Annotated in this window: 23 protein-coding genes; 15 read left to right on the forward strand and 8 right to left on the reverse strand. The window is 31.8% G+C overall.

Features of this window, described 5'->3' with window-relative positions; all coding sequences use genetic code 11:
* The 14 genes from Q5I06_RS02715 to Q5I06_RS02780 all read left to right on the forward strand — a co-directional run bounded on the left by Q5I06_RS02715 (position 1) and on the right by Q5I06_RS02780 (position 10,423).
* Positions 1 to 315, forward strand: coding sequence for an acyl carrier protein (locus Q5I06_RS02715; protein WP_305517777.1), 315 nt, complete (start codon positions 1 to 3; stop codon positions 313 to 315).
* Positions 315 to 968 (forward strand): acetyltransferase, encoded by a 654-nt coding sequence (locus Q5I06_RS02720; protein WP_305517776.1) that lies wholly within the window; start codon positions 315 to 317, stop codon positions 966 to 968. Before Q5I06_RS02715 ends, Q5I06_RS02720 begins: the two co-directional genes overlap by 1 nt.
* An 11-nt stretch (positions 969 to 979) precedes the next feature.
* Entirely contained in the window at positions 980 to 1,198 is a 219-nt protein-coding gene (locus tag Q5I06_RS02725; protein WP_305517775.1) for an acyl carrier protein, read from the forward strand.
* The gene (locus tag Q5I06_RS02730) at positions 1,195 to 1,911 is read left to right on the forward strand and encodes an SDR family oxidoreductase (protein WP_305517774.1); all 717 of its coding nucleotides are present in this window, start codon (positions 1,195 to 1,197) and stop codon (positions 1,909 to 1,911) included. The genes Q5I06_RS02725 and Q5I06_RS02730 overlap by 4 nt, the downstream gene beginning before the upstream one ends.
* Before the next feature lie 11 nt (positions 1,912 to 1,922).
* The gene (locus Q5I06_RS02735; protein ID WP_305517773.1) at positions 1,923 to 2,768 is read left to right on the forward strand and encodes an AAC(3) family N-acetyltransferase; all 846 of its coding nucleotides are present in this window, start codon (positions 1,923 to 1,925) and stop codon (positions 2,766 to 2,768) included.
* Positions 2,765 to 2,995, forward strand: coding sequence for an SDR family oxidoreductase (locus Q5I06_RS02740; RefSeq protein WP_305517772.1), 231 nt, complete (start codon positions 2,765 to 2,767; stop codon positions 2,993 to 2,995). The genes Q5I06_RS02735 and Q5I06_RS02740 overlap by 4 nt, the downstream gene beginning before the upstream one ends.
* A complete protein-coding gene (locus tag Q5I06_RS02745; protein WP_305517771.1) occupies positions 2,968 to 3,465 on the forward strand; it encodes an SDR family NAD(P)-dependent oxidoreductase in 498 nt (165 codons plus the stop codon). Before Q5I06_RS02740 ends, Q5I06_RS02745 begins: the two co-directional genes overlap by 28 nt.
* 132 nt (positions 3,466 to 3,597) lie before the next feature.
* Positions 3,598 to 5,133, forward strand: a complete 1,536-nt coding sequence (locus tag Q5I06_RS02750; RefSeq protein WP_305520905.1) for an amino acid adenylation domain-containing protein — start codon at positions 3,598 to 3,600, stop codon at positions 5,131 to 5,133.
* Positions 5,130 to 5,300: a hypothetical protein gene (locus tag Q5I06_RS02755; RefSeq protein WP_305520906.1), complete on the forward strand. Its 171-nt coding sequence runs from the start codon at positions 5,130 to 5,132 to the stop codon at positions 5,298 to 5,300. Before Q5I06_RS02750 ends, Q5I06_RS02755 begins: the two co-directional genes overlap by 4 nt.
* A 16-nt stretch (positions 5,301 to 5,316) precedes the next feature.
* On the forward strand, positions 5,317 to 6,660 hold the full coding sequence (locus tag Q5I06_RS02760; RefSeq protein WP_305520910.1) for an AMP-binding protein: 1,344 nt from the start codon (positions 5,317 to 5,319) through the stop codon (positions 6,658 to 6,660).
* Between the two features lie 3 nt (positions 6,661 to 6,663).
* Complete coding sequence (locus tag Q5I06_RS02765) at positions 6,664 to 7,452, forward strand: hypothetical protein (protein ID WP_305520907.1); 789 nt, start codon at positions 6,664 to 6,666, stop codon at positions 7,450 to 7,452.
* Positions 7,453 to 7,494: 42 nt separating this feature from the next.
* Positions 7,495 to 8,367: a formyltransferase family protein gene (locus tag Q5I06_RS02770; RefSeq protein ID WP_305520908.1), complete on the forward strand. Its 873-nt coding sequence runs from the start codon at positions 7,495 to 7,497 to the stop codon at positions 8,365 to 8,367.
* Positions 8,364 to 9,146 (forward strand): hypothetical protein, encoded by a 783-nt coding sequence (locus tag Q5I06_RS02775; RefSeq protein WP_305517010.1) that lies wholly within the window; start codon positions 8,364 to 8,366, stop codon positions 9,144 to 9,146. The genes Q5I06_RS02770 and Q5I06_RS02775 overlap by 4 nt, the downstream gene beginning before the upstream one ends.
* Positions 9,147 to 9,331: 185 nt before the next feature.
* Entirely contained in the window at positions 9,332 to 10,423 is a 1,092-nt protein-coding gene (locus Q5I06_RS02780) for a TDP-N-acetylfucosamine:lipid II N-acetylfucosaminyltransferase family protein (RefSeq protein ID WP_305517009.1), read from the forward strand.
* Positions 10,424 to 10,428: 5 nt separating this feature from the next.
* On the opposite strand, the gene Q5I06_RS02785 is transcribed toward Q5I06_RS02780, so the two are convergent.
* From Q5I06_RS02785 to Q5I06_RS02795, 3 genes are read right to left on the reverse strand one after another with little or no spacing between them, the layout of a single operon-like run.
* On the reverse strand, positions 10,429 to 11,064 hold the full coding sequence (locus Q5I06_RS02785; protein WP_370692170.1) for a restriction endonuclease FokI C-terminal domain-containing protein: 636 nt from the start codon (positions 11,062 to 11,064) through the stop codon (positions 10,429 to 10,431).
* Positions 11,031 to 11,774, reverse strand: a complete 744-nt coding sequence (locus tag Q5I06_RS02790) for a DNA adenine methylase (RefSeq protein WP_305520909.1) — start codon at positions 11,772 to 11,774, stop codon at positions 11,031 to 11,033. Before Q5I06_RS02790 ends, Q5I06_RS02785 begins: the two co-directional genes overlap by 34 nt.
* 46 nt (positions 11,775 to 11,820) lie before the next feature.
* Complete coding sequence (locus tag Q5I06_RS02795; RefSeq protein WP_305517007.1) at positions 11,821 to 12,069, reverse strand: DNA adenine methylase; 249 nt, start codon at positions 12,067 to 12,069, stop codon at positions 11,821 to 11,823.
* Positions 12,070 to 12,542: 473 nt separating this feature from the next.
* On the opposite strand from Q5I06_RS02795, the gene Q5I06_RS02800 reads away from it, so the two are divergent.
* Entirely contained in the window at positions 12,543 to 14,573 is a 2,031-nt protein-coding gene (locus Q5I06_RS02800; protein ID WP_305517006.1) for an ATP-dependent helicase, read from the forward strand.
* 19 nt (positions 14,574 to 14,592) lie between these two features.
* Here Q5I06_RS02800 and Q5I06_RS02805 read toward each other — a convergent pair whose 3' ends face one another.
* From Q5I06_RS02805 to Q5I06_RS02825, 5 genes are all read right to left on the reverse strand, one after another.
* Entirely contained in the window at positions 14,593 to 16,770 is a 2,178-nt protein-coding gene (locus Q5I06_RS02805; protein WP_305517005.1) for a TonB-dependent receptor domain-containing protein, read from the reverse strand.
* Positions 16,771 to 16,874: 104 nt separating this feature from the next.
* Positions 16,875 to 17,417 carry a PepSY domain-containing protein gene (locus tag Q5I06_RS02810; RefSeq protein ID WP_305517003.1) on the reverse strand — a complete coding sequence of 181 codons (543 nt, stop codon included), beginning with the start codon at positions 17,415 to 17,417 and terminating at the stop codon, positions 16,875 to 16,877.
* A gap of 72 nt (positions 17,418 to 17,489) precedes the next feature.
* Positions 17,490 to 18,662, reverse strand: coding sequence for a glutathionylspermidine synthase family protein (locus Q5I06_RS02815; RefSeq protein WP_305517002.1), 1,173 nt, complete (start codon positions 18,660 to 18,662; stop codon positions 17,490 to 17,492).
* Between the two features lie 8 nt (positions 18,663 to 18,670).
* Entirely contained in the window at positions 18,671 to 19,291 is a 621-nt protein-coding gene (locus Q5I06_RS02820; protein WP_305517001.1) for a UPF0323 family lipoprotein, read from the reverse strand.
* 30 nt (positions 19,292 to 19,321) lie between these two features.
* Positions 19,322 to 20,071, reverse strand: coding sequence for a DsbA family protein (locus Q5I06_RS02825; RefSeq protein ID WP_305517000.1), 750 nt, complete (start codon positions 20,069 to 20,071; stop codon positions 19,322 to 19,324).
* Positions 20,072 to 20,105 lie beyond the last annotated feature (34 nt).

Raw genomic sequence — 20,105 nt, forward strand, 5'->3', positions numbered from 1 at the left:
ATGGAAAAACTTTTAACAAAAATACAAGATCTACTTGATGTGCAAGATTTGACCTTAGATTCTATACTCAATCAATATGAAGAATGGGATAGCCTTACTATGGTTGCCCTAGTTTCTTTTGCTCAAAAGCATTATCAAATCAACATTACTTTAGATGAGCTTGGTGCTTGTAAAAATGTAAAAGATATATACAATCTCTTCAATAAATTCAATGGGGGGGGGGGTATAGATAAAACCTCTCTTTTTGTCCCAACCTACCCTAAAAATACTCGATCTAGCAAAACATTGTTTGATCTTTCCTCAAAAGTCGCCTAATGAAAAACATCATTTTTATAGGAGCTGGAGGATTTGGAAGCGAATGCTATCAATATTTGCTTGATGTGATGAATATAGATAAGAATATCTTTTTTAAAGGATTTTTATCTACTAGTAATGATCTAGCTCCTTATGGATTGCAAAAGTATTTTTTAGGTCATTATGATGATTATGATTTTGAAGAAAATGATTATTTAGTGATTGCTATTGGAAGTCCTATTGCAAGATATAGACTCTATCATCATTTTAAATCTAAGGGATTGAAATTTTATAATCTCATTTCTCCAAAAGCTTTTATCACCCATACAAACAATATTGGTGAATGCAATGTGATCGCACCTTTTAGCACCATCGCTTATAATACCATTATTGGCAATGGCAATCTTATCAATGTCTCCTGTGCATTAGGTCATGATAGCGTGATTGGGAATTTTAATATTATTGGTTCTTACTCTGGTTTTGCTGGATTTTCATCACTTCAAGATGGTAATTATTTGGGTCCTAGAGTGAGCTTATTTCCAAAAGCAAAAGTGGGGAGTAACTGCAAAATATCAGCTGGAAGCGTTATTTTCAAACGTCTCAAAGATAGTTCTATTGCATTTGGAAATCCTGCAGAGGTGATCGGAACGAATGAATTTTTTAACTTCAAATAAAGGAAAACAAAATGGAAAAAATCTATAAAAAATTACAAGACTTGCTTGATAGCGAATCTTTGAACAAAGATTCTATGCTCGAAGATTTTGAAGATTGGGATAGTCTATGTATCATTACTTTGATAACATTTTTGGATAAAGAATATAATGTGAATTTATATACCAATGAATTAAAAGCCGCCAAGACTGTTGGGGATTTGATGGATTTAATTCAAAGCAAGATTAAATGAAGCCTTGTATTTTAATCACAGGAGGGAGCTCTGGAATAGGTAAAAATATTGCCCTAGAGCTTTCAAAAGAGTATTCTCTGATTTTTATTTCTAGGGATATTTCAAAAATACAAAAAGTAGTGGCAACTCTGCACTCTCCAAATGAACATTTTATTTTTGAATGCGACCTTTTAGATTTTGACAAGCTCACTGAGACAATGCGAGAAATATCTGAAAAATTCAAAATTCAAGCCTTCATCCATTCTGCAGGAGTTAGCTATGTTAGCTATGCAAAAAATTTTGATTTTAATGAAATGATAGATTGTGCAAAAATCAATCTATACTCTGCAATGCTTATCGTCAAGTTTTTACTCAAAAAAAATCTCAAACCCTATCTTAAAGATATTATTTTCATCTCAAGCACTTTTAGCAAAAAAGGCGAAATAGCTAATAGCTTTTATGCTAGTACAAAAGGTGGATTAGATGCTTATATGAAAAGTTTGAGCCTAGAACTCGCCCCTAATATCAAGGTGAATTCGATTTTACCTGGCGGGATTTTTGAAACAGGGATGACAAAAAATCTATTTGACGAAGAACAAAAGCAACAAATACTCAAAAAATACCCACTAGGAGAAGGCAAAACACAAGACATAGCTCAAGGCGTAAAATTCATACTTGATTGCAGATGGATAAGTGGGCAACAAATCATTATCGATGGTGGCTATAGCGTCTAAAAAGGAGTTTTATGCAAGATTTAAATACGATTTTATTTATAGATAAAAACAATCCTATCACAAAAAATGATATTTTGAATTCATTGTTAAAAATAGGTGCACAAGAATGTGATTATTTATTTGTTCATTCTGAACTTAATTTTGGAACACCAAATACTGAACTAAGCAAGAAGGAACTTTTAGGGCATATTGTGGATATTTTTGATTCAATGCGAGTGAAAAATATTATTATGCCAACCTTCAGCTTTAGTTTTTGTGCAAAAGAAGATTTTGATCTTAAAAATACAAAATCTCCAATGGGTATTTTGAGTGAATATTTTAGAAAGCTCCAAAATGCAAAGCGAACAATCGATCCGCTAATGTCTTGTGCAATCATAGGCGAAGATAAAGATCTTCTTGATATTAGCAAACACTCTTGTGGGATTGGAAGCTTGTTTGACAAACTCCATCACAAAAAAGATGTTAAATTTTTGTTTTTTGGAAACAGGGTTTGTGATTGCTTCACCTATTCTCATTATATTGAGAGAATGTTGGAAGTCCCTTATCGATACGACAAGGTATTTGAAGGAAATATTATTTTAGATGACAAAAGCTATAAAGATAGTTTTATACTGCCTGTAAGATATGCAAATGTAGAAGCCTTCAAGGACGATACTCTGAATAAAACCTTAGATAAATACAACGCCATCAAAGAAATCAAACTCGGACAAACTCAAATCCAAATCGTGAATGAAAAAGATAGCTATAAAATCATCTCTGAAGCCATCAAATCCAACATAGATTTTATGCTTGAATTCCCCTATCCTAGAGATTTTTTGGACAAAAGTTATACCTATGGGAAAAAGGTTGCTCTATGAATTACACACTACTCACAGGAGCTACCTCAGATATTGGTAAAAACATTGCTCAAGTTTTATCGCTAAAACAAAACCTAATATTATCAGGGCGCAATCTTAATAAATTAGAAGAGACTTTAAAATCCTTGCCAAATCCAAAATCTCACAAGCTTTTAACCATTAACCTCAAAGATATTTCTAGTATCAGGGATTCTATTTCTTGCTTACTAAATGGGGGGGGGGTATAGAGAATTTTATACATTGTGGTGGTGAAGCCATATTTGGTCCGATTCGATATTTTGACTATAATCAAAGTATTAAGAGTTTTAATATAAACTTTTTTTCTTGTTGTGAAATCATCGCTACCCTCTTAAAAAAACCCAATAAACCTCACTTAAAGAATATCATTCTTATTTCTAGTATTTCTGCACTCAGAGGCTATAAAGGGAGTAGTATTTATGGGGCATCTAAGGCTTGTTTGGATTCCCTTACTCGAAGTTTATGTGATGAGCTATCTCCTCAAATCAAAATCAACTCTATTATTTTGGGAAATATCCCCACAAAAGCTACAGCACAGCTAGAAATGCAAAAACCTCCACCTAGTGGTGAAGGAAAATGCGAAGATGTAAGTGCTTTGGTAGATTTTTTGTTATCAAGTGGCTACTTAAGCGGACAAAATATCGTTCTTGATGGTGGTAGAAGCTCTATAGGGAACTGATGGTGAAATCCTAGCCATCAAAAGCCAAAGTAATTTCAAATAGTGATGATGTTTTTATTCCAAATAATCTCAAAATCCAAAAAAGCTTTTATGCTATAATTAAGCACGACTTTCCTCAAATAAAGAATTTTAATGAAAATCAACGTATTAGAATATCTAAAACAAACTCTCTACACTATGGCCGATAAAATCGCCATCATAGATAGAAAAGAAGAAATAACCTTTGGAGATTTTTACAATCTTGCTCAAAATATTTCGACCCATTTAATCGATAATTTTCCTGAATATAAAATGCCAACTCCCATAGCCATAGCACTTCCTAAATCTATCGAGTCTCTGATTTGTTTTGCTGGAGTGCTGTTTTCTGGGAATATTTATATGCCCTTAGATATAAAAAGTCCTAAAGAGAGATTAGAATCTATCTTGAAAAATATTCAACCACATTTTGTGATTACAGATAAAGAGAATAAAGAAAAACTCAAAGATATTTTTGAAGATGAAAAAATACTGCTGATTGATGATTTGATAAAAGATACTAAAGAAATAAAAACAAATTATGAAAATCTCATCGATACTGATCCTGCTTATATTATCAATACTTCAGGATCTACCGGAACTCCAAAAGGAGTGGTGGTATCTCATAGAAGTATTATTGATTATATTGAATGGATATTATCAGAAGAAAAAATAAGACCTTCTAATTCTGATGTGATCGGAAATCAGTCCCCGTTTTATTTTGATAACTCAGTTTTAGATATTTATTTGTGTTTTTTTACTGGTGTTACTTTGGTATTGATTCCTGAAGAAAAATTTCTTTTTCCAAAAGAGCTTTTAGAATATATTGATGAGAAAAAAATCAATTATATATTTTGGGTGCCAACACTTCTAAGCAATGTAGCAAAAAATAAAGCTCTTGAGAACCTTTTGCCAAAGCTAGATAAAATCCTCTTTGCTGGGGAAATAATGCCAACAAGAGATCTGAACTATTGGATAAAAAAATATCCTAATGCTACCTTTGCTAATTTATATGGTCCCACTGAAATAACAGTAGATTGCACATTTTATGTGCTTAATCGGAATTTTAGAGATGATGAGATTTTGCCTATAGGAAAATCTTGTAGAAATACGCAAATCCTTTTGCTTGATGAAAATAATAAACTAATCAATGTTGCTTATCAAACAGGTGAAATCTGCGTGAGAGGCTCCTCTCTCTCGCTAGGATATTATAATGATATAGAAAAAACCAATCAAAGCTTCATCCAAAATCCAATCCAACCTCACTATAATGAAAAAATATACAAAACAGGTGATATAGGATATTACAATGAGAATTTTGAACTTATCACCACAGGAAGAAAAGACTATCAAATCAAGCATAATGGCTATAGAATCGAATTAGGAGAAATCGAGACTGCCTTGAGAGATTTGGAAAATATTCAAGCTTTGTGCGTGATTTATGATACCAAAGATTCAGAAATTGTGCTATTTTATGAGAGTGAAAAAGAACTCTCAAAAGCTGATATTTTCACTCATCTCAAAAATAAACTTCCCAAATATATGTATCCTCAAAAATTACTCCGTGTTCAATCTATGCCATTAAATCCAAATGGCAAAATCGATAGAATAGCACTCAAAGACATGAATTTTAAAACAAAGGAAGAAAAATGAAAAAAAATGTACTTGAATATCTAAAGCAAACCACTGAAAAATTTCCCGATAAAATTGCGATAATAGACTCTCAAAAAGAAATAACTTTTAGAGATTTCTACACTAAAGCTCTGAATTTTTCTACTCATATGCTAGAAATCACCCCCCCCCCCCCCGCAAGGGTCTAGTTTCCATACAATAGCTATTTTTCTTCCTAAATCTATCGAGTCTCTGATTTGTTTTGCTGGAGTGCTGTTTTCTGGGAATATTTATATGCCCTTAGATATAAAAAGTCCTAAAGAGAGATTAGAATCTATCTTGAAAAATATTCAACCACATTTTGTGATTACAGATAAAGAGAATAAAGAAAAACTCAAAGATATTTTTGAAGATGAAAAAATACTGCTGATTGATGATTTGATAAAAGATACTAAAGAAATAAAAACAAATTATGAAAATCTCATCGATACTGATCCTGCTTATATTATCAATACTTCAGGATCTACCGGAACTCCAAAAGGAGTGGTGGTATCTCATAGAAGTATTATTGATTATATTGAATGGATATTATCAGAAGAAAAAATAAGACCTTCTAATTCTGATGTGATCGGAAATCAGTCCCCGTTTTATTTTGATAAATCCCTATTTGATATATACCCCACTTTTGCTATAGGCAACAAACTGGTTCTTATTCCAGAGGAAAAATTTTTATTCCCCATCGAAAGCCTAAAATTTGTAGAACAAAATAACATCAATTACATTTATTGGGTGCCTTCTGTGCTGACTCAAATAGCAAATCTTGATCTTTTATCAAAGGTGTGTCCAAAGCTAGATAAAATATTTTTTGGGGGAGAAAGTATGAGTTCTAAGGTTCTCAACTATTTCAAAAAATATTATCCAAATGCTGTATTTGGAAACCTATATGGACCTAGCGAAATAACCGATATTTGTTGCCGCTATATTGTAGATAGGAATTTTAGTGATGCACAAGCTATTCCTATCGGGAAGCCTTGCAGAAATACACAAATATTACTTATTGATGAAAATAATCAAATCATCAATAAGCCAAATATTACAGGCGAACTCTATGTGAGAGGTTCGTGCCTATCTTTACAATATTTCCAAAATCTAAATAAATCATCTGAAGTATTCATCCAAAACCCCACTCATAATAAATACTATGATAAAGTCTATAAAACAGGAGATCTTGCCCAATATAATGAATTCCAAGAACTAGTGCTGATGGGAAGAAAGGACTATCAAATCAAGCATAATGGCTATAGAATCGAATTAAGTGAAATCGAAATAGCTTTAAGTGATTTTGACTCTATAGAGAGCTTGTGTATAATGTATGAAAATAATCAAATTATTTTATGCTATCAAAGCAAAATAGAATTAGAAAAAAAAGCTATTTTCGAACATCTTAAAAATAAAATTGCGAAATATATGTATCCTCAAAAACTACTCCGTATTGAAAAAATGCCCTTGAATGCAAATGGTAAAATCGATAGAATAGCACTCAAAGAGTTTATCAAAACACAAAGTTAGCCAATGAAAGACTTTCAAAAAATGGATATTAATGATATCCGTTCCCAGATATTTTTGATTAAAAAAAATGCGAAAAACATCTATACCAACTTCTACACACAGCTAAACATCGCCTATCAAGTAAAAATTTTATCTCATTCTATTATCATACTCAAAAAAGAGCTAGGTTTTTGGAGATTGTATTTTTTTAGCAATGATATAAAAAAACTTCAAGATACTTTGAGCAAAATCCAAAATAATGCACCCATCTGCATAGAAATTCTTCAAAAACAAGAAGAAATTATTCTAAACTCTGCAAAAAAACAAACTGTTTATATAAGGCTTAGAAAAAATCTATCTAATATCTCTAAGATGGAAATCCAGCAACCTCCTTATAAAAAACCTTCAGCAAAGAAATTTTATGAACTTATTCAAAAAGATTTTAATATTTATTTTGACCACCTACCCACACTTGAAACCATAAAAGATTGGATCAAAAATAAAAGAATACTCTATATAAAAAAAGAAAGACAAATCATTAGTTATTTGATCTTTAATATCAATGGCAAAGGTGCTTACATCAACTACATCGCAAATTATGGAGGCAAAGATAGCTTAATAAAAATATGGCAAATGTTTTATCAGGAATTAAACAACTTTGATATACAATCCATCTATCTATGGTGTGATACAAAAAATACAAAGGCCATGAATATGTACCAAATAGAAGGTTTTTCTCCAGATGGACTCAAAAACTTTATCTACCTCAAAGCTGCAAAAATAGCTAATAAAGAAATGGGGGGGGGGGTATAAGCAAAACCTTCTAAGCCCTGATTTCTTCTTGAGATCTGCTTGATGATTTTTGAAAAAATAATCATCATCGGTAATGGCACTATAGCCTTAGAAATAACCAAAATCCTCTCTGCATACTGCCCTATTGCCATCTCATATAAACCTCATTTTTTAAGCATGTTAGAGATTTTCTGCAAAAAAAATCATATTCCTTATTATCATTTTAATCAGAATGATCTAATCACGAAATTTTTAGACAATTTCAATGAAAAAACTCTTATCATCAGTGCAAACAACCACTACATATTTCCAAGAGAAATCATTGAGAAACCTCAAATAAAAATTATCAATTTTCACAATGCACTTCTTCCACTGTATAAAGGAGTGAATGCACCTATTTGGAGTATTTACAATCAAGATAAAATTTCAGGCATCACTTGGCATATGGTAAATAGCCAATTAGATAGTGGTGAAATCATTTCTCAAAGCCAATTTGAGCTAACTCCCAATATAAAAGCTATAGAATTAATCAAGATTCTCATTCAGTTAGGCATCAGTTCTTTTTTGGGATTTAAAGATAGCCTCTTGCAAGATGATTTAAAACTCACAAAAATGCCTCCCTCCTATGCCCCCATCAACAAAGCCAAAGATCTCCCCAATAAAGGATTTTTGGATATAAGTTGGAATGAAGACAAAATCAGTGCATTTTTGCGAAGTATGGATGCAGGAGGTGTGATACCCAAGCCCAAAATTTTAATATCTGAAAATGAGTACATTATAGAATCTTATGGGTTTGCAAAAACACCCTTTATGGAAAATTCCTTAGTGTTATATAAAAATAACATTTCAATGCTCTTAAAATCAAATGGGGGGGGGGTATATGAAAAATATCATAACAACCTCTTAGAACTTTTTGAAAATAAGAGGTGTGCATGAAATTTCTAGCCCCTGAAATCATCAACAAACACCATCAAATTTTACTAAGCAATACCATTTGCTATACAAATTATTTTAGCCTTCAAACAGAGTATTTTTATGGAAAGATTACTCAAAAAAGTCTTATATTTCTAACAAAAAATTCAGATTTCACTTTTTTGTATTTTACTTCTATAGATTTAGACGATTTAGAAAAACTCATAGCCGAGCTACCTGCAGAAAAAATCTATTTGGAAATCATTCAAAAAGGTGATATATCTCCTGTGCTAAAAAATATCCTAACAAAATACTTTACCATAGATGGGATATATGAAAAAATGACGCTTTATACCAAAAACCTAAAATCCAAACTCAAAGATCAAAATTTATCACAAAGCATACAATGCTGCAATGAAGATGAATTGGATTTTTTATATAAAAATCTATGCGAGAGTTTTGATAGCTGCTTTGACCATCTTCCTAGCAAGGATACTCTGCTTTTTTATATTCAAAACAAACAAGTCTTAATCAAAAGAAAAAATCAAGAAATTTCAGCTTATTGTATTTTTACGCTAAAGGGAAAAACGAGTCATTTTAACTATCTAAAAAATATTGATGCGAGTTCATTTGAGGTTATCAAACTAATAGAAGAATATTATGAAAAAATGAAAACTCTTCAAATCAACCATATCTATTTATGGGTGGATATTACAAAAAATATTCGGGTTAAAAATATGCATTTGCGTTATGGCTATCAATCTAGTAATATTTTTAACTATGCTTTTATCAAAAATAACTAGTCATGATTATAAAAATAAAACTCCAAGCTCTTGAGTTCTAAAATAGCACAATAAATATCTAACTGAAATTATGCTAGAATTGAATTATCCAATCAAACTAGAAAGAAAGATTATAAATGGAAAAAATCCATCAAACAATATGTATGCAAAATATTATTTCTTCTAATGTTTTAAATCACTAAAAAATGCAAAAAATTCATACAAAAAAGGAAATCCAAGCCTCAAGAATTCATATACTTGTACTAGAAAAATTCATTCCTACATTTCTAGCTCACGCTAAAGAGTATTTAGATTTTTCTTCGCACATATTTATAATCTTTGCCTCCGATGAAAACTTAAAAAAATTCGCAATACCTGAAATAGAACTCTTGAACAAAAATATTATTATCTTAAATACAAATATTCAAGGTAGATTCAAAAAATACTCCTTATTAGCAAAATACATCTATCACGCCAAAAAAATATATTTACACGGGCTTTGGGTAATATATGCTAACATCATATTGGCTCTTTTTTTTCACAAACTCAAACAATGCCATTGGCTCATTTGGGGCGGAGATCTATACGAATATCAAACTAACAAAAAATACTCCAAAAAAGAATTTCTAAGAAGATTTATTATTAAAAGATTTGGATCAATTACCCCTGTTGTTTATGGGGATTATAAACTCGCTCAAAAATACTACAAAACACGTGCAAAATGTGTAGGAGAGATGTTTTATATGCAATTCTATGAAAAATACGAAGCTTTATGGAATGCTAAAACATTGCCTAAGGACAAAACAATTATTCAAGTTGGAAATTCAGCTACTTCTAGCAATCATCACAAAGAAGTCTTGGAGTTGCTCTATCCATACAAGGATAAAATCAATATTATTTTACCTCTATCATATGGAGAAGAAGACTATTGCGTAGAAATCAAAAAATTTGCTTGTGAGAAATTTGGGGATTCAGCTCATATCCTCGAAGATTTTATACCTCTTGAAGAATACAATAAAATCCTCAAATCCACAGATATAGCGATTTTTGCCACAAACAGACAACAGGCAATGGGAAATATTTTTGTATTATTGTTTTTGGGCAAAAAAATCTATCTCAAAGAAGGCTATACACATTATGAGTTTCTAAAGCAAAAAGGCTTTAGAATATTTGATATCAAAGAATTCAATCTAAACAAACTCTCTATTGATGAAGCATTGCATAATAAAAATCTAATCTTAAGTGAATATTCAATGCAAAAACAAATACAAAATTTTAGATATGTCTTTGATTCTTAATATATTCAAAATAACATTTCTATATCTTTTTGCAATATTTCTCTTTGAATGGCCATCAAGGATTCTAGTTTTTTAAAATCTCTGTGAGTCTGAATTCTATCTGCAATCAATAAGGCATTTGAAATAGAAACTATAGAACCTCTACTTTCAAAGAAATACATATTTTTTACATTTTCTGCAAAATCCTCAATATCTCCATTTCCAATATACTTACTACTCACCCAATGATAATGACTCCGATTTATTTTGTATTCATCTTGCAGTTTATTAACAAATTTATAGATGTAATCATTCATCTGTCTTGACGAATTGGTATTTATTCTAAAACCTTTTGAATACGCTTTTGCATCAACTATTAATCCATAGCTATCATCATCATTGGATGCTCTATACCAAAACAAACTATCTGGCTCTGTGTTCCCGACCCCACCAAGCTTTATACCTTCAAATCCTATCACTTTATTATATAGATCAAAAACAGAATCTTCAAACTCCTTGCAGTACTTCTGTCCGCTAAATGACTGTTCTACAATCTTTTCAATTAGATTTTGATCTAAATTTTTAGTATTGTCAATAACATAATCTATAGTTTTTTTAATTTCTTTTTTTATTTCTTCATCTTGTGTATATAAAATAGCAATTCATACAAATTATGTTCAATATCTTTTGGGGTATGTTTGTATCTTCTATAAGGAATCTTTACTAACTCATAGCTACCATCTCTAGCATATTTTTTTAAAATATCTTCTATTTCAGAAACACTTATGATTCCCTCAGTGCTATAACTTAAAAGTATATGTTTAAAGTTTGCATTTTCTATCAAATCAATGAGTGTGTTTGCTGCTTTATCTTTGATGCAGTAGTTTGATTTTTTATCTCCATAAGGTCTCATTCCTGATTTACCGTATATGAGAGGATTGTCATATTTTGCAATTGTTTCTAAAATATGGTAGTTGGGGGCATATTGCCTAGAGTTATATGGTGGATCTATATAAAGCATATCGCCTGATATTTCTCTGATTAATTCATTAGAATTCTTATTAAAACATCGATTATTTTTTTTATTTTCAATAATTCTTAACTCTGATAATTGTATTTTTTTTAAAGCTCTTCTATCCCAGTGCTTCAAATATGCTCCATAGGTTCCAGCTATATTTGAAATAAATGGGATAGATTCTAAAAGTGAGGCTAATAAATAAAAGTATTCACTCGTATTTAAAAAATCTTTATTTTTCCATTCTTCAATTTTTTGTCTGATAAAATCAATCCTTAGAGCATTCTCATTACTAAAATATTGCCTCTGAGAATATTTATTTGGAGAATAGTTTTTATAAATAAATGGCTCTTGCATCAACTCACTTGGCCGAATACTCGCATTATGTAAATAATCAAACAACTCATTGTCTAAAAAAAAAATTGATCTTTTCAAAATTAGGCTGACTATCATTTTCAATGGTCGCTTTTTGTAACACAAAAGAGAAATACAACAAATCATTTGAAGTGATTTCAAAATCTTTTTTAAAATATCTGCTTACAATAGAAGTTCCTGAAAATATATCACAAAATGATTTTATATTTAGATTTTTATTTTTTATGATTTTTTCAATCTCTCCTAGCAATAAAATCTTTGATCCGATATATCTCATATATCCCCAGTAATTTTCAAAATATCTTCTCTACCATTATACCAGTATACCAGAGAATACAGCAATCCTAAAAAATCTATTATGCTAAAATAGAGGTTTTATTTCTTTCAAGAAGGTTGCTTAGATGTTAGCCCCTATAAAACAAAAGCCAATAAACAAAGCGCACTTGAATGTAAAAAATATATTCAAAGTATTTCTTCTTGTTGCCCAGATAAATTTAAATTTGAATTAAAATCTAAATCCAAACAACTCCTAGAAGAAAAAAACAGAGATAATCAAATCTGTCATTAAAACAATACAATCAATTCTAATTTATAAATTCACACCCATAAAGCAAGAACTCAAAAATTTTCAAATATAATTTTATTCAAAAGGGATTCGCACCCCTCAAAAAAATATTGCTCTTCAAGGAAGTTTTAAGTCTTGTATTTAATATCAACAAAATCTAAATCCTTATACTTGAGTATTTATATATGAAAGATCTCAATCTAAATGCTGAGCAAAACTCTGCCGCAACCGCTCCTAGCGGTTATAATCTCATCATCGCTTCTGCTGGAACAGGAAAAACATCTACTATTGTAGGTAGAATTGCCCATTTGTTAAATAATGGCATCTCTCCAAAAGAAATTCTTCTGCTCACTTTTACCAACAAAGCAAGTAACGAAATGATTGAGCGAGTTTCCAAAATGTTTGGTGAAAAAACAGCAAAACAAATAGAATCAGGCACATTTCACGCAGTAGCATATCGCTACCTAAAAGAACATTTCAAAATCTCTCTAAAACAGCCAAGGGAATTAAAAACGCTTTTTAAAAGTATCGCTGAACGTCGTATTTATACAGATAGAAGCAGTACAAATCCATATTCACCACAATACCTCTATGACATCCATTCTTTATATCTAAACTCGCAAAAAAAGCAGACTTTTCAAGAATGGCTGGGTGAAAAATCTCCTGATCAGAGTATCTATCTACCTATCTATGAAGATATTTTTGATGAATTTGCAAATCTCAAAAAAGAATACGGCTATGCAGATTATAATGATTTACTTATAATGTACAAAGAAGAGATGGAAAAAATACCTAGTCCTTATGCTGAAATACTCTGTGATGAATACCAAGATACAAATCCTCTTCAAGATTCACTCATTAATGCTATTAATGCAAAAAGTCTATTTTGCGTAGGGGATTACGATCAAAGTATCTATGCCTTCAATGGTGCAGATATCAGCATTATCAGCAATTTTACACAAAAATATCCAAATGCAAAGGTCTTTACGCTCAAAAAAAACTACCGATCATCTCATTATATACTTGATCTTGCAAACCGAGTTATCCAAAAAAATGAACGCATTTATGAAAAAAGCCTTGAAGTGGTCAAAACTGGAAACTACTCTCTGCCAAAACTCTTAAGTTTTGATGAGCTTTTTTTACAATATCAAGGTATTGCAAAAAGAATCGCTACAAGTAATTATAATTTTGAAGACATTGCTATTATTTTTAGAAACAACTCTAGTGCGGATGGTTGCGAAGCTTCATTGCGAGAGATGGGAATCCCTTCGAAACGCAAAGGAGGAATTAGTTTTTTTGATACCAAAGAAATCTCTCTTGCTCTTGATATTTGCTCCTTACTATATAATCCAAAAGATATGATGGCACACATCCATACACTTAGCTATGGAAGCGGTATTGGTAATTCTATCGCAAAAGACATCTATGATGCTTTAAACAATCTAGGCGAAGGAAATGCAAAAAAAGGACTTCTATTACCTAATAAATCGATTAAACCTTATGCCTTGAGAGTAAAAAATACTCAACTAGGATTATTTGATGATTTTTTTGCACTGCAATCAAGTGCCCGTTTTGATGATTTTCTTCCACAAGATTTTGCCTCTCATCCGCTCCTCTCGCATCCGAAACTTACAAAAGATGGGGCTGTATTTTTGGGTAAATTTTTTGCTCTCTATGTCCAAACACATAAAATCACCTCTCCTTACTCTTTGATTAAAAATATTGCTGATTCTGATTTTTTTAAATCTATTGCCGAGATTTTATGCAAAGATAGAAGCAAAAACAAAGATGGAAGCTTTGATGAAAATAGAAGAAGGGAAGCAATGGAAAAAATCATGCGTAAGTTGATTTTACTTGCCGATCTAGCCAAGCATTATGAAGACATTGGACGTTTTTTGAACGCGATGATACTAGGGTCAGGAGAAGCTAGTGAGGGGAGTGGTGTGAATTTACTTAGCATACACGCTAGTAAGGGACTTGAATTCAGAGATGTATATATAATTGACTTGATGGATGGAAGATTTCCTAATCGCAAACTGATGTCAAAAGGTGGAAGCATTGAAGAAGAGAGGAGACTTTTTTATGTTGCCACCACAAGAGCAAAAGAAAATCTATTTCTCTCTTACGCAAAAAAAGATGCCATAAAAAATATTGATTATGAGCCCTCTATCTTTCTATATGAAGCGGGAATGATAGAATCTAAAAATAAATCTTAAATTCTAATAAACCAAACATCTAAAAATCCATATTCAAGCTGATAAAATATCTTCTTCCCTCTCTGATGAATTGATAATTGTTTTCATAGGATTCTGATATTTTTCCTCCCCTACCAGCTACAAATTGTTTTTCAAAATCTACAAAATTATGGTTGAGAAGATTATAAATTCCTGCGTGCAAACGTATAGAGTTGGTAATATTATAATGACCTCCTATATGCAATAAACCAAAATCTTTATAATAAGGGTTGTAATTTGGATCTTTTGCTCTTAGTTGCGATAATATGTTTTCAGAAGTGATATATTTAAATTGTTTGCCCTTAAATTCTCCTCGAATATAGAATCCAAGTTTCCAAATATTATAATTAATCGCTCCATTTAAGCTATGCTCTGGCGTGAAAGTTAAAGGGGTTCCCTTAGCACTTCCTTTGGTGATTTTTGATTTTGTAAAAGTATAATTCACATTCAAACTAACATCTCCATACACAATATTGATCGGCTTGATAGCAAAAAACACTTCTGCTCCATAAGTGATGGCAGCATCAGTATTGATATTATAAGAACAGCTTTCAGTTCCTGTGCAATTCCCTCCGATTCTAGCAGGTAAATCCAATCCTGTAGAAACTTTGGTGCTTGTAATTTTGTTCCTAAAATCAGTAAAAAATCCTGTAACTCCCAAATCTGTCCAATCCGTCTCAGAAAGGATGGAAAGTTCATAATTGATCGAGCTTTCAGGCTGAAGGTCAGGATTTCCATAAGCAGTGCTTGTTCCTCCTCCGGTAACGCCATTTACCCCGTGTATAAGCTGAGAAACCGTGGGGGTCTTATATCCTGTAGATACCCCTCCTTTTAAAGTCAGCCAATCAAAAACATTATAGACAAGATAACCTCTAGGAGAGGTGTGAAAACCAAAAGCAGAGTTATAATCTTCTCTTATCCCTAATGTTAGAAATAAAAAATCTGTAAAACTCCACTCATCTTCGGCAAATATTGCTGCATTATGATGATACATAAAAGGATTTTCAAACGCCATTTTATCCCTCAGGCTAGTAAACCAATATCGATAACCTACAGTAAGCTTGTTGGCATACCATCTTTTCCCAAAAGGAGAAACCAATTTGCCATCTAAAATCACATCATCACCTCTAAGTCCTCTGCTTTTACCTGCGAGTGCTTTTACATCAGCGGGTGCATTTTTTGGAAGAGATTCATTGCCTATGGGTGTATCTGGATTGCTTGCAGATATATATTGCAAAGAAGTATCAGTTTTTCCAAAAGAATAACTCCCTATATGTGCAATAATCGCATTATTCTGGTAATATCTAAGATTATCAGGAGATCTAGGATTAAAGATTTTTTGTACATTGTTTATCCATTGTTCGGAGTTTTGATAATCAATATAAAAATAATTTTCTTCGCTAGGGGAATAAGAAATTCTTCCACCAACATTATATATATTAGATTCTGTAAGTCCCACTACCTTACTTCTACCAATAGTTTTATCTCCACCTTTTCCATCAGGAACAATATTGAGATCTGAAGATGGTACAAATGCACGGTATTTTTCAGAACCCCTTATTGCAAGTCCCCATTTTTTTCCACTATCTATGGGGCCTGAAGTATAGAAACTTCCGCTATATAGATTTCCAAATAATTTTTCTTCTTCAAGCGTTGTTTCAACAGTGAAGCTAGATGACCACTTATCGAAATTTCTCTTTGTAATAATATTTACCACTCCACCAATTGCATCACTCCCATACAAGGTGCTCATAGGACCTTTGATGACTTCAATTCTCTCTATAGCTGCTAATGGCGGCATAAAAGAAGTAAAAACACCATCATCTAGGCCATTAGGAAAAACGCTTGTGGTAACATTTTGTCTCTTCCCATCTACTAAAATAAGCGTGTAGCTCGTTGGCATACCGCGGATAGAAATAGCATATCCACCTGTTTGAGCTGTTTTGGTATCAATACTCACACCCGGAACATTTGAAATTGCTTCTGCAAGATCTCTAAAAGGTCTATCTTCTAACTGCTCTTTGGTAACCACTGAAATAGAAGCAGGAGCTTCTTTGAGTTCTTGAGCAAATCCCGAGGCAGAAACTACAGATTTATTTAAAGTATAAGTTTGACTTTCTTCTTGAGCAAATAACCCTAATGGCAAAAGCCACAAAGATTTTTTTATAAAATTCATCATTCATATCACCTTATTGAATTATTTTATTTAAAAATGATAATGATAATTATAATATATTAAGATTATATGAAGAATATGGAAAGTTTGTATCAATAGATACAAACTCAAAGGCTAATATAGGCGAGTATAGCAGTTACAATAAATCCTAATACAAGCGAGATCAAAATTTCCTTTCTATTGTTCTTACAAAATGCTGTCATAATAACCCCACTCACATAAAATAACACCAAAGCAAGTCCAAAAGCTATACTCAAAATATCAAAATACCATTTTGCTTTTGCCTTATGTAGCATAATCATATTGCCCAAAAAACTTCTTTTAATAGATTGAATAATCGTTTTACCTTCTTGAGAATTGATAGTAACGGCATATTTCGCACTACCTATCATCAATGTTCCTCTGTATTGTTTTGGTTCAATATTTTGTGGAAAAGAAATATTATTTTTTCGCATAAAATCAATCAAATAATCAAATTGCTTTTCTTGAGGGATTGTTTCTTCAATAACCCATTTTTGTTTTGTCGCCCCAAAATCTTGATTTACACCTAAGATATATACAATGCCTGTAATAGCAAAAAGCAACGCCATCGGCAATAAAAATACGCTCACATAAATATGGAATTGACGAGAGAACTTTTTTAATTTCATTTAGATCCTTAAATTTTTTATGAGAATTCTAATAAGTGAAAATGAATTTTTTGTGAAGTCGAAATTTTTAGTCTATTTAATAATATGACTCACAAATTTTGAGTAATTATCTAAAATCATTCCACCTTTTCTAAAGCCTAATCCACAAGACTCATAAGCATAAAAAACATTGGGTTGATAATAAAATTCCCCTTCTTGATTAAGTTCATAAAACTCTTGATAAACACTTTTGTGATTTCCATATATACCTTCATTAGACGCGATAGTTTTAAAAGAAGCATCAAATATTTCAATATTTGCACCCTCTCTGCCAAAAGCACTTTTTTTAACTTGTTTTTTTCCTCTAAGTGGCTCAAAACTTGTTTCTAAAAGTAGAGGATGATTTGGAAATAAATCCCATAATAACTTTAAAAATCTCTTACTCTGAAACATTAGCGTATAAGCAGGATTCAAAAATATAGCATTTTTATTCTCCATCATTGAACGCATTATAAGTGCAAGTTCTGGTTCATCAATAGCGATATTTTCCCAAGGCAATAATTTGAAAAGAAACTCATAATTTACACTATCTGCAAATACTCCATCTTCCTCGCTAAATTTTACCTCATCAATATAACAAAATTCTGTTTCAAAACCTACGCTTTTGGCAATTTCCTGAAGAAATTTTGTTGTTCTTTCTTCTTCAATATTTCCCCTGATCGAGGAAAACAATATTTTCCAACCCTCGTATATTTCTGAAAAACTGCTCGTATCTTCTCCTAAGGTGATCATTCTCTTGAAATTTTCTCCAATAGCCTCATAGAGATTATTAAACTGAGAAGCAGAGTCATAGCCATTAAATTTAAGTAATGCCCACTGGATAACTGCAGTTTCATAAAGCATTGTCGGAGTATCGGCATTAAACTCAAGAAGCTTGATTGGCTTCCCATCAAGCCCACCACTTAAATCAAAACGACCATACAAGTGCCAATGCACATCTTCTTCCCAGCTTTGTTTTATCATAGGAATCAGTACAGGAGGAATATCCAAATCAAAAAATAAATCTTTTTCAATAGCCCATTCCCCTGCCTCTACATACATATCATAGAGCTCATTACAGGCATCATAATAATTGTCTGCTTCTTTTTGTGTAAGCTCAATCATTTCGTTTTCTATATAAGAAGTGTTATCTGTATCTGTGTGCCAAGCAAGTCCAATCTCTTCAAGAGTAGAATTATCAAGGGCTTTTAGAGGTGTTATTTTCATTCTATACCTTATGAACCAAAAGAACCCGTACTTCGAGTGCTAGATGTATTTGAATTATTCCCAAAAAAACCACTTTTTGCATTACTAGGGGTTGAACTAGCTCTTGTTGCAGATGTGTTTTTAAAACTATTTTGACTTCTTTCATAAGCTTGAGGAGACTTGTAATTTCGCTGCTGATTTTGCTTGTAAGCAGGGTTATTAAAAAGTTTATTTCCTATATAACTTCCCAAAATTGCACCAGCTGCACTCGCCAACAAAGCACCTCCAAGCCCAAGCCCACCGCTTGAATTTGGATTAGTAAGATTGCTTGTACCATTGTCAATTCTACTTTCCTCTTGTTTGATAAGCTTATCAATCTCTTCTTGAGAAAGTACTCGTTCATTTCCATTTATATCACGTACAACAACATGGGTTTTTTCACTTGGATACTCTTCGGCAACCTTGTAACTTCCGTCTTTTTGTTCTTCCAGAATAACAAAAGCTCCTTTTTGTAAGGTGTTTGAAACATTTGCAGAGTTTTTATCTCCAGAATGCCCTGCATCACTTCCACAAGCTGCTAAAGAAACCGCGACCAAAGCACTCAATCCCCCAATCACTGCATAATCTGATATTTTTCTAAAATGTTTCATTTGTGCCTCTCTATGAGATTTTTAAAAACTTTATTTTTGGTATTCATAAATATAAGGAACATACTTGATAATACCCGAATCAGAAATTTTCTTAGTAATATTTTCTACTTTTTTGATTTCAGTATCTTTTGCTCCATTAGCTTTATATGAGGGATTATAAATCTCATTGAGAATAGCTATTTTTTCACTAGGAGTTTTAGCTGCTTTGATTTTTTCTAATACCAGAGCTGATTTTATGCCTGATTCCTTACCCAAAAATCCAACAACGACCATCTTAATATTGGTATCTTTTAGACGAGAATCAATACCTTTGAGCTCTTGCTGACAGTGTGGACACATCGGATCTGATACAATGTATGTGATTTTTTGGTTACCTTTAGTTGTTGAAGGAATAGAAATCACATAATCGCTAGGTATAGAATCAAATAATGCGTCAAGTTTGGCACTATTTTGTTGTTGAATATTGTGCTCTTGAGTTTTTTTATACACTTCATCTACAAGCATAGCATCATTTTTATTATCGCTAAAAAATACATTGCTTAACCCGATCATTGTTTTTCCATCTTTGCTCACAAAAATTGGAATTTCATATTTAGTTTCCATATCCTTAATAACAGCTATCTTAAAATCAGGGCTGCCCTTGAGTGATTCTATTTTTAAAACAGATATTTTCTTCCCTGTTTGATCTTGAAGTATTTTTACGATATTATCAGAGACATCTGCACTTAAAACACTTAATCCGAAAGTCATCAGAACCAAAGTACCTACTATTTTATTCATTCAATTTCCTTTTTAAAGACTTAATGACATAGAT

This window comes from Helicobacter cappadocius (assembly GCF_030688855.1).
Classification (GTDB): Bacteria; Campylobacterota; Campylobacteria; order Campylobacterales; family Helicobacteraceae; genus Helicobacter_J; species Helicobacter_J cappadocius.

Coding starts and splice junctions, on each gene's coding strand:
- Q5I06_RS02740 (WP_305517772.1), top strand. CDS start 2,765: ATGAATTACACACTACTCACAGGAGCTACCTCAGATATTGGTAAAAAC.
- Q5I06_RS02770 (WP_305520908.1), top strand. CDS start 7,495: ATGATTTTTGAAAAAATAATCATCATCGGTAATGGCACTATAGCCTTA.
- Q5I06_RS02810 (WP_305517003.1), bottom strand. CDS start 17,417: ATGAAATTAAAAAAGTTCTCTCGTCAATTCCATATTTATGTGAGCGTA.
- Q5I06_RS02820 (WP_305517001.1), bottom strand. CDS start 19,291: ATGAAACATTTTAGAAAAATATCAGATTATGCAGTGATTGGGGGATTG.
- Q5I06_RS02805 (WP_305517005.1), bottom strand. CDS start 16,770: ATGATGAATTTTATAAAAAAATCTTTGTGGCTTTTGCCATTAGGGTTA.
- Q5I06_RS02825 (WP_305517000.1), bottom strand. CDS start 20,071: ATGAATAAAATAGTAGGTACTTTGGTTCTGATGACTTTCGGATTAAGT.
- Q5I06_RS02725 (WP_305517775.1), top strand. CDS start 980: ATGGAAAAAATCTATAAAAAATTACAAGACTTGCTTGATAGCGAATCT.
- Q5I06_RS02780 (WP_305517009.1), top strand. CDS start 9,332: ATGCAAAAAATTCATACAAAAAAGGAAATCCAAGCCTCAAGAATTCAT.
- Q5I06_RS02750 (WP_305520905.1), top strand. CDS start 3,598: ATGAAAATCAACGTATTAGAATATCTAAAACAAACTCTCTACACTATG.
- Q5I06_RS02720 (WP_305517776.1), top strand. CDS start 315: ATGAAAAACATCATTTTTATAGGAGCTGGAGGATTTGGAAGCGAATGC.
- Q5I06_RS02815 (WP_305517002.1), bottom strand. CDS start 18,662: ATGAAAATAACACCTCTAAAAGCCCTTGATAATTCTACTCTTGAAGAG.
- Q5I06_RS02795 (WP_305517007.1), bottom strand. CDS start 12,069: ATGAGATATATCGGATCAAAGATTTTATTGCTAGGAGAGATTGAAAAA.
- Q5I06_RS02715 (WP_305517777.1), top strand. CDS start 1: ATGGAAAAACTTTTAACAAAAATACAAGATCTACTTGATGTGCAAGAT.
- Q5I06_RS02800 (WP_305517006.1), top strand. CDS start 12,543: ATGAAAGATCTCAATCTAAATGCTGAGCAAAACTCTGCCGCAACCGCT.
- Q5I06_RS02730 (WP_305517774.1), top strand. CDS start 1,195: ATGAAGCCTTGTATTTTAATCACAGGAGGGAGCTCTGGAATAGGTAAA.
- Q5I06_RS02775 (WP_305517010.1), top strand. CDS start 8,364: ATGAAATTTCTAGCCCCTGAAATCATCAACAAACACCATCAAATTTTA.
- Q5I06_RS02755 (WP_305520906.1), top strand. CDS start 5,130: ATGAAAAAAAATGTACTTGAATATCTAAAGCAAACCACTGAAAAATTT.
- Q5I06_RS02765 (WP_305520907.1), top strand. CDS start 6,664: ATGAAAGACTTTCAAAAAATGGATATTAATGATATCCGTTCCCAGATA.
- Q5I06_RS02735 (WP_305517773.1), top strand. CDS start 1,923: ATGCAAGATTTAAATACGATTTTATTTATAGATAAAAACAATCCTATC.
- Q5I06_RS02790 (WP_305520909.1), bottom strand. CDS start 11,774: ATGCAAGAGCCATTTATTTATAAAAACTATTCTCCAAATAAATATTCT.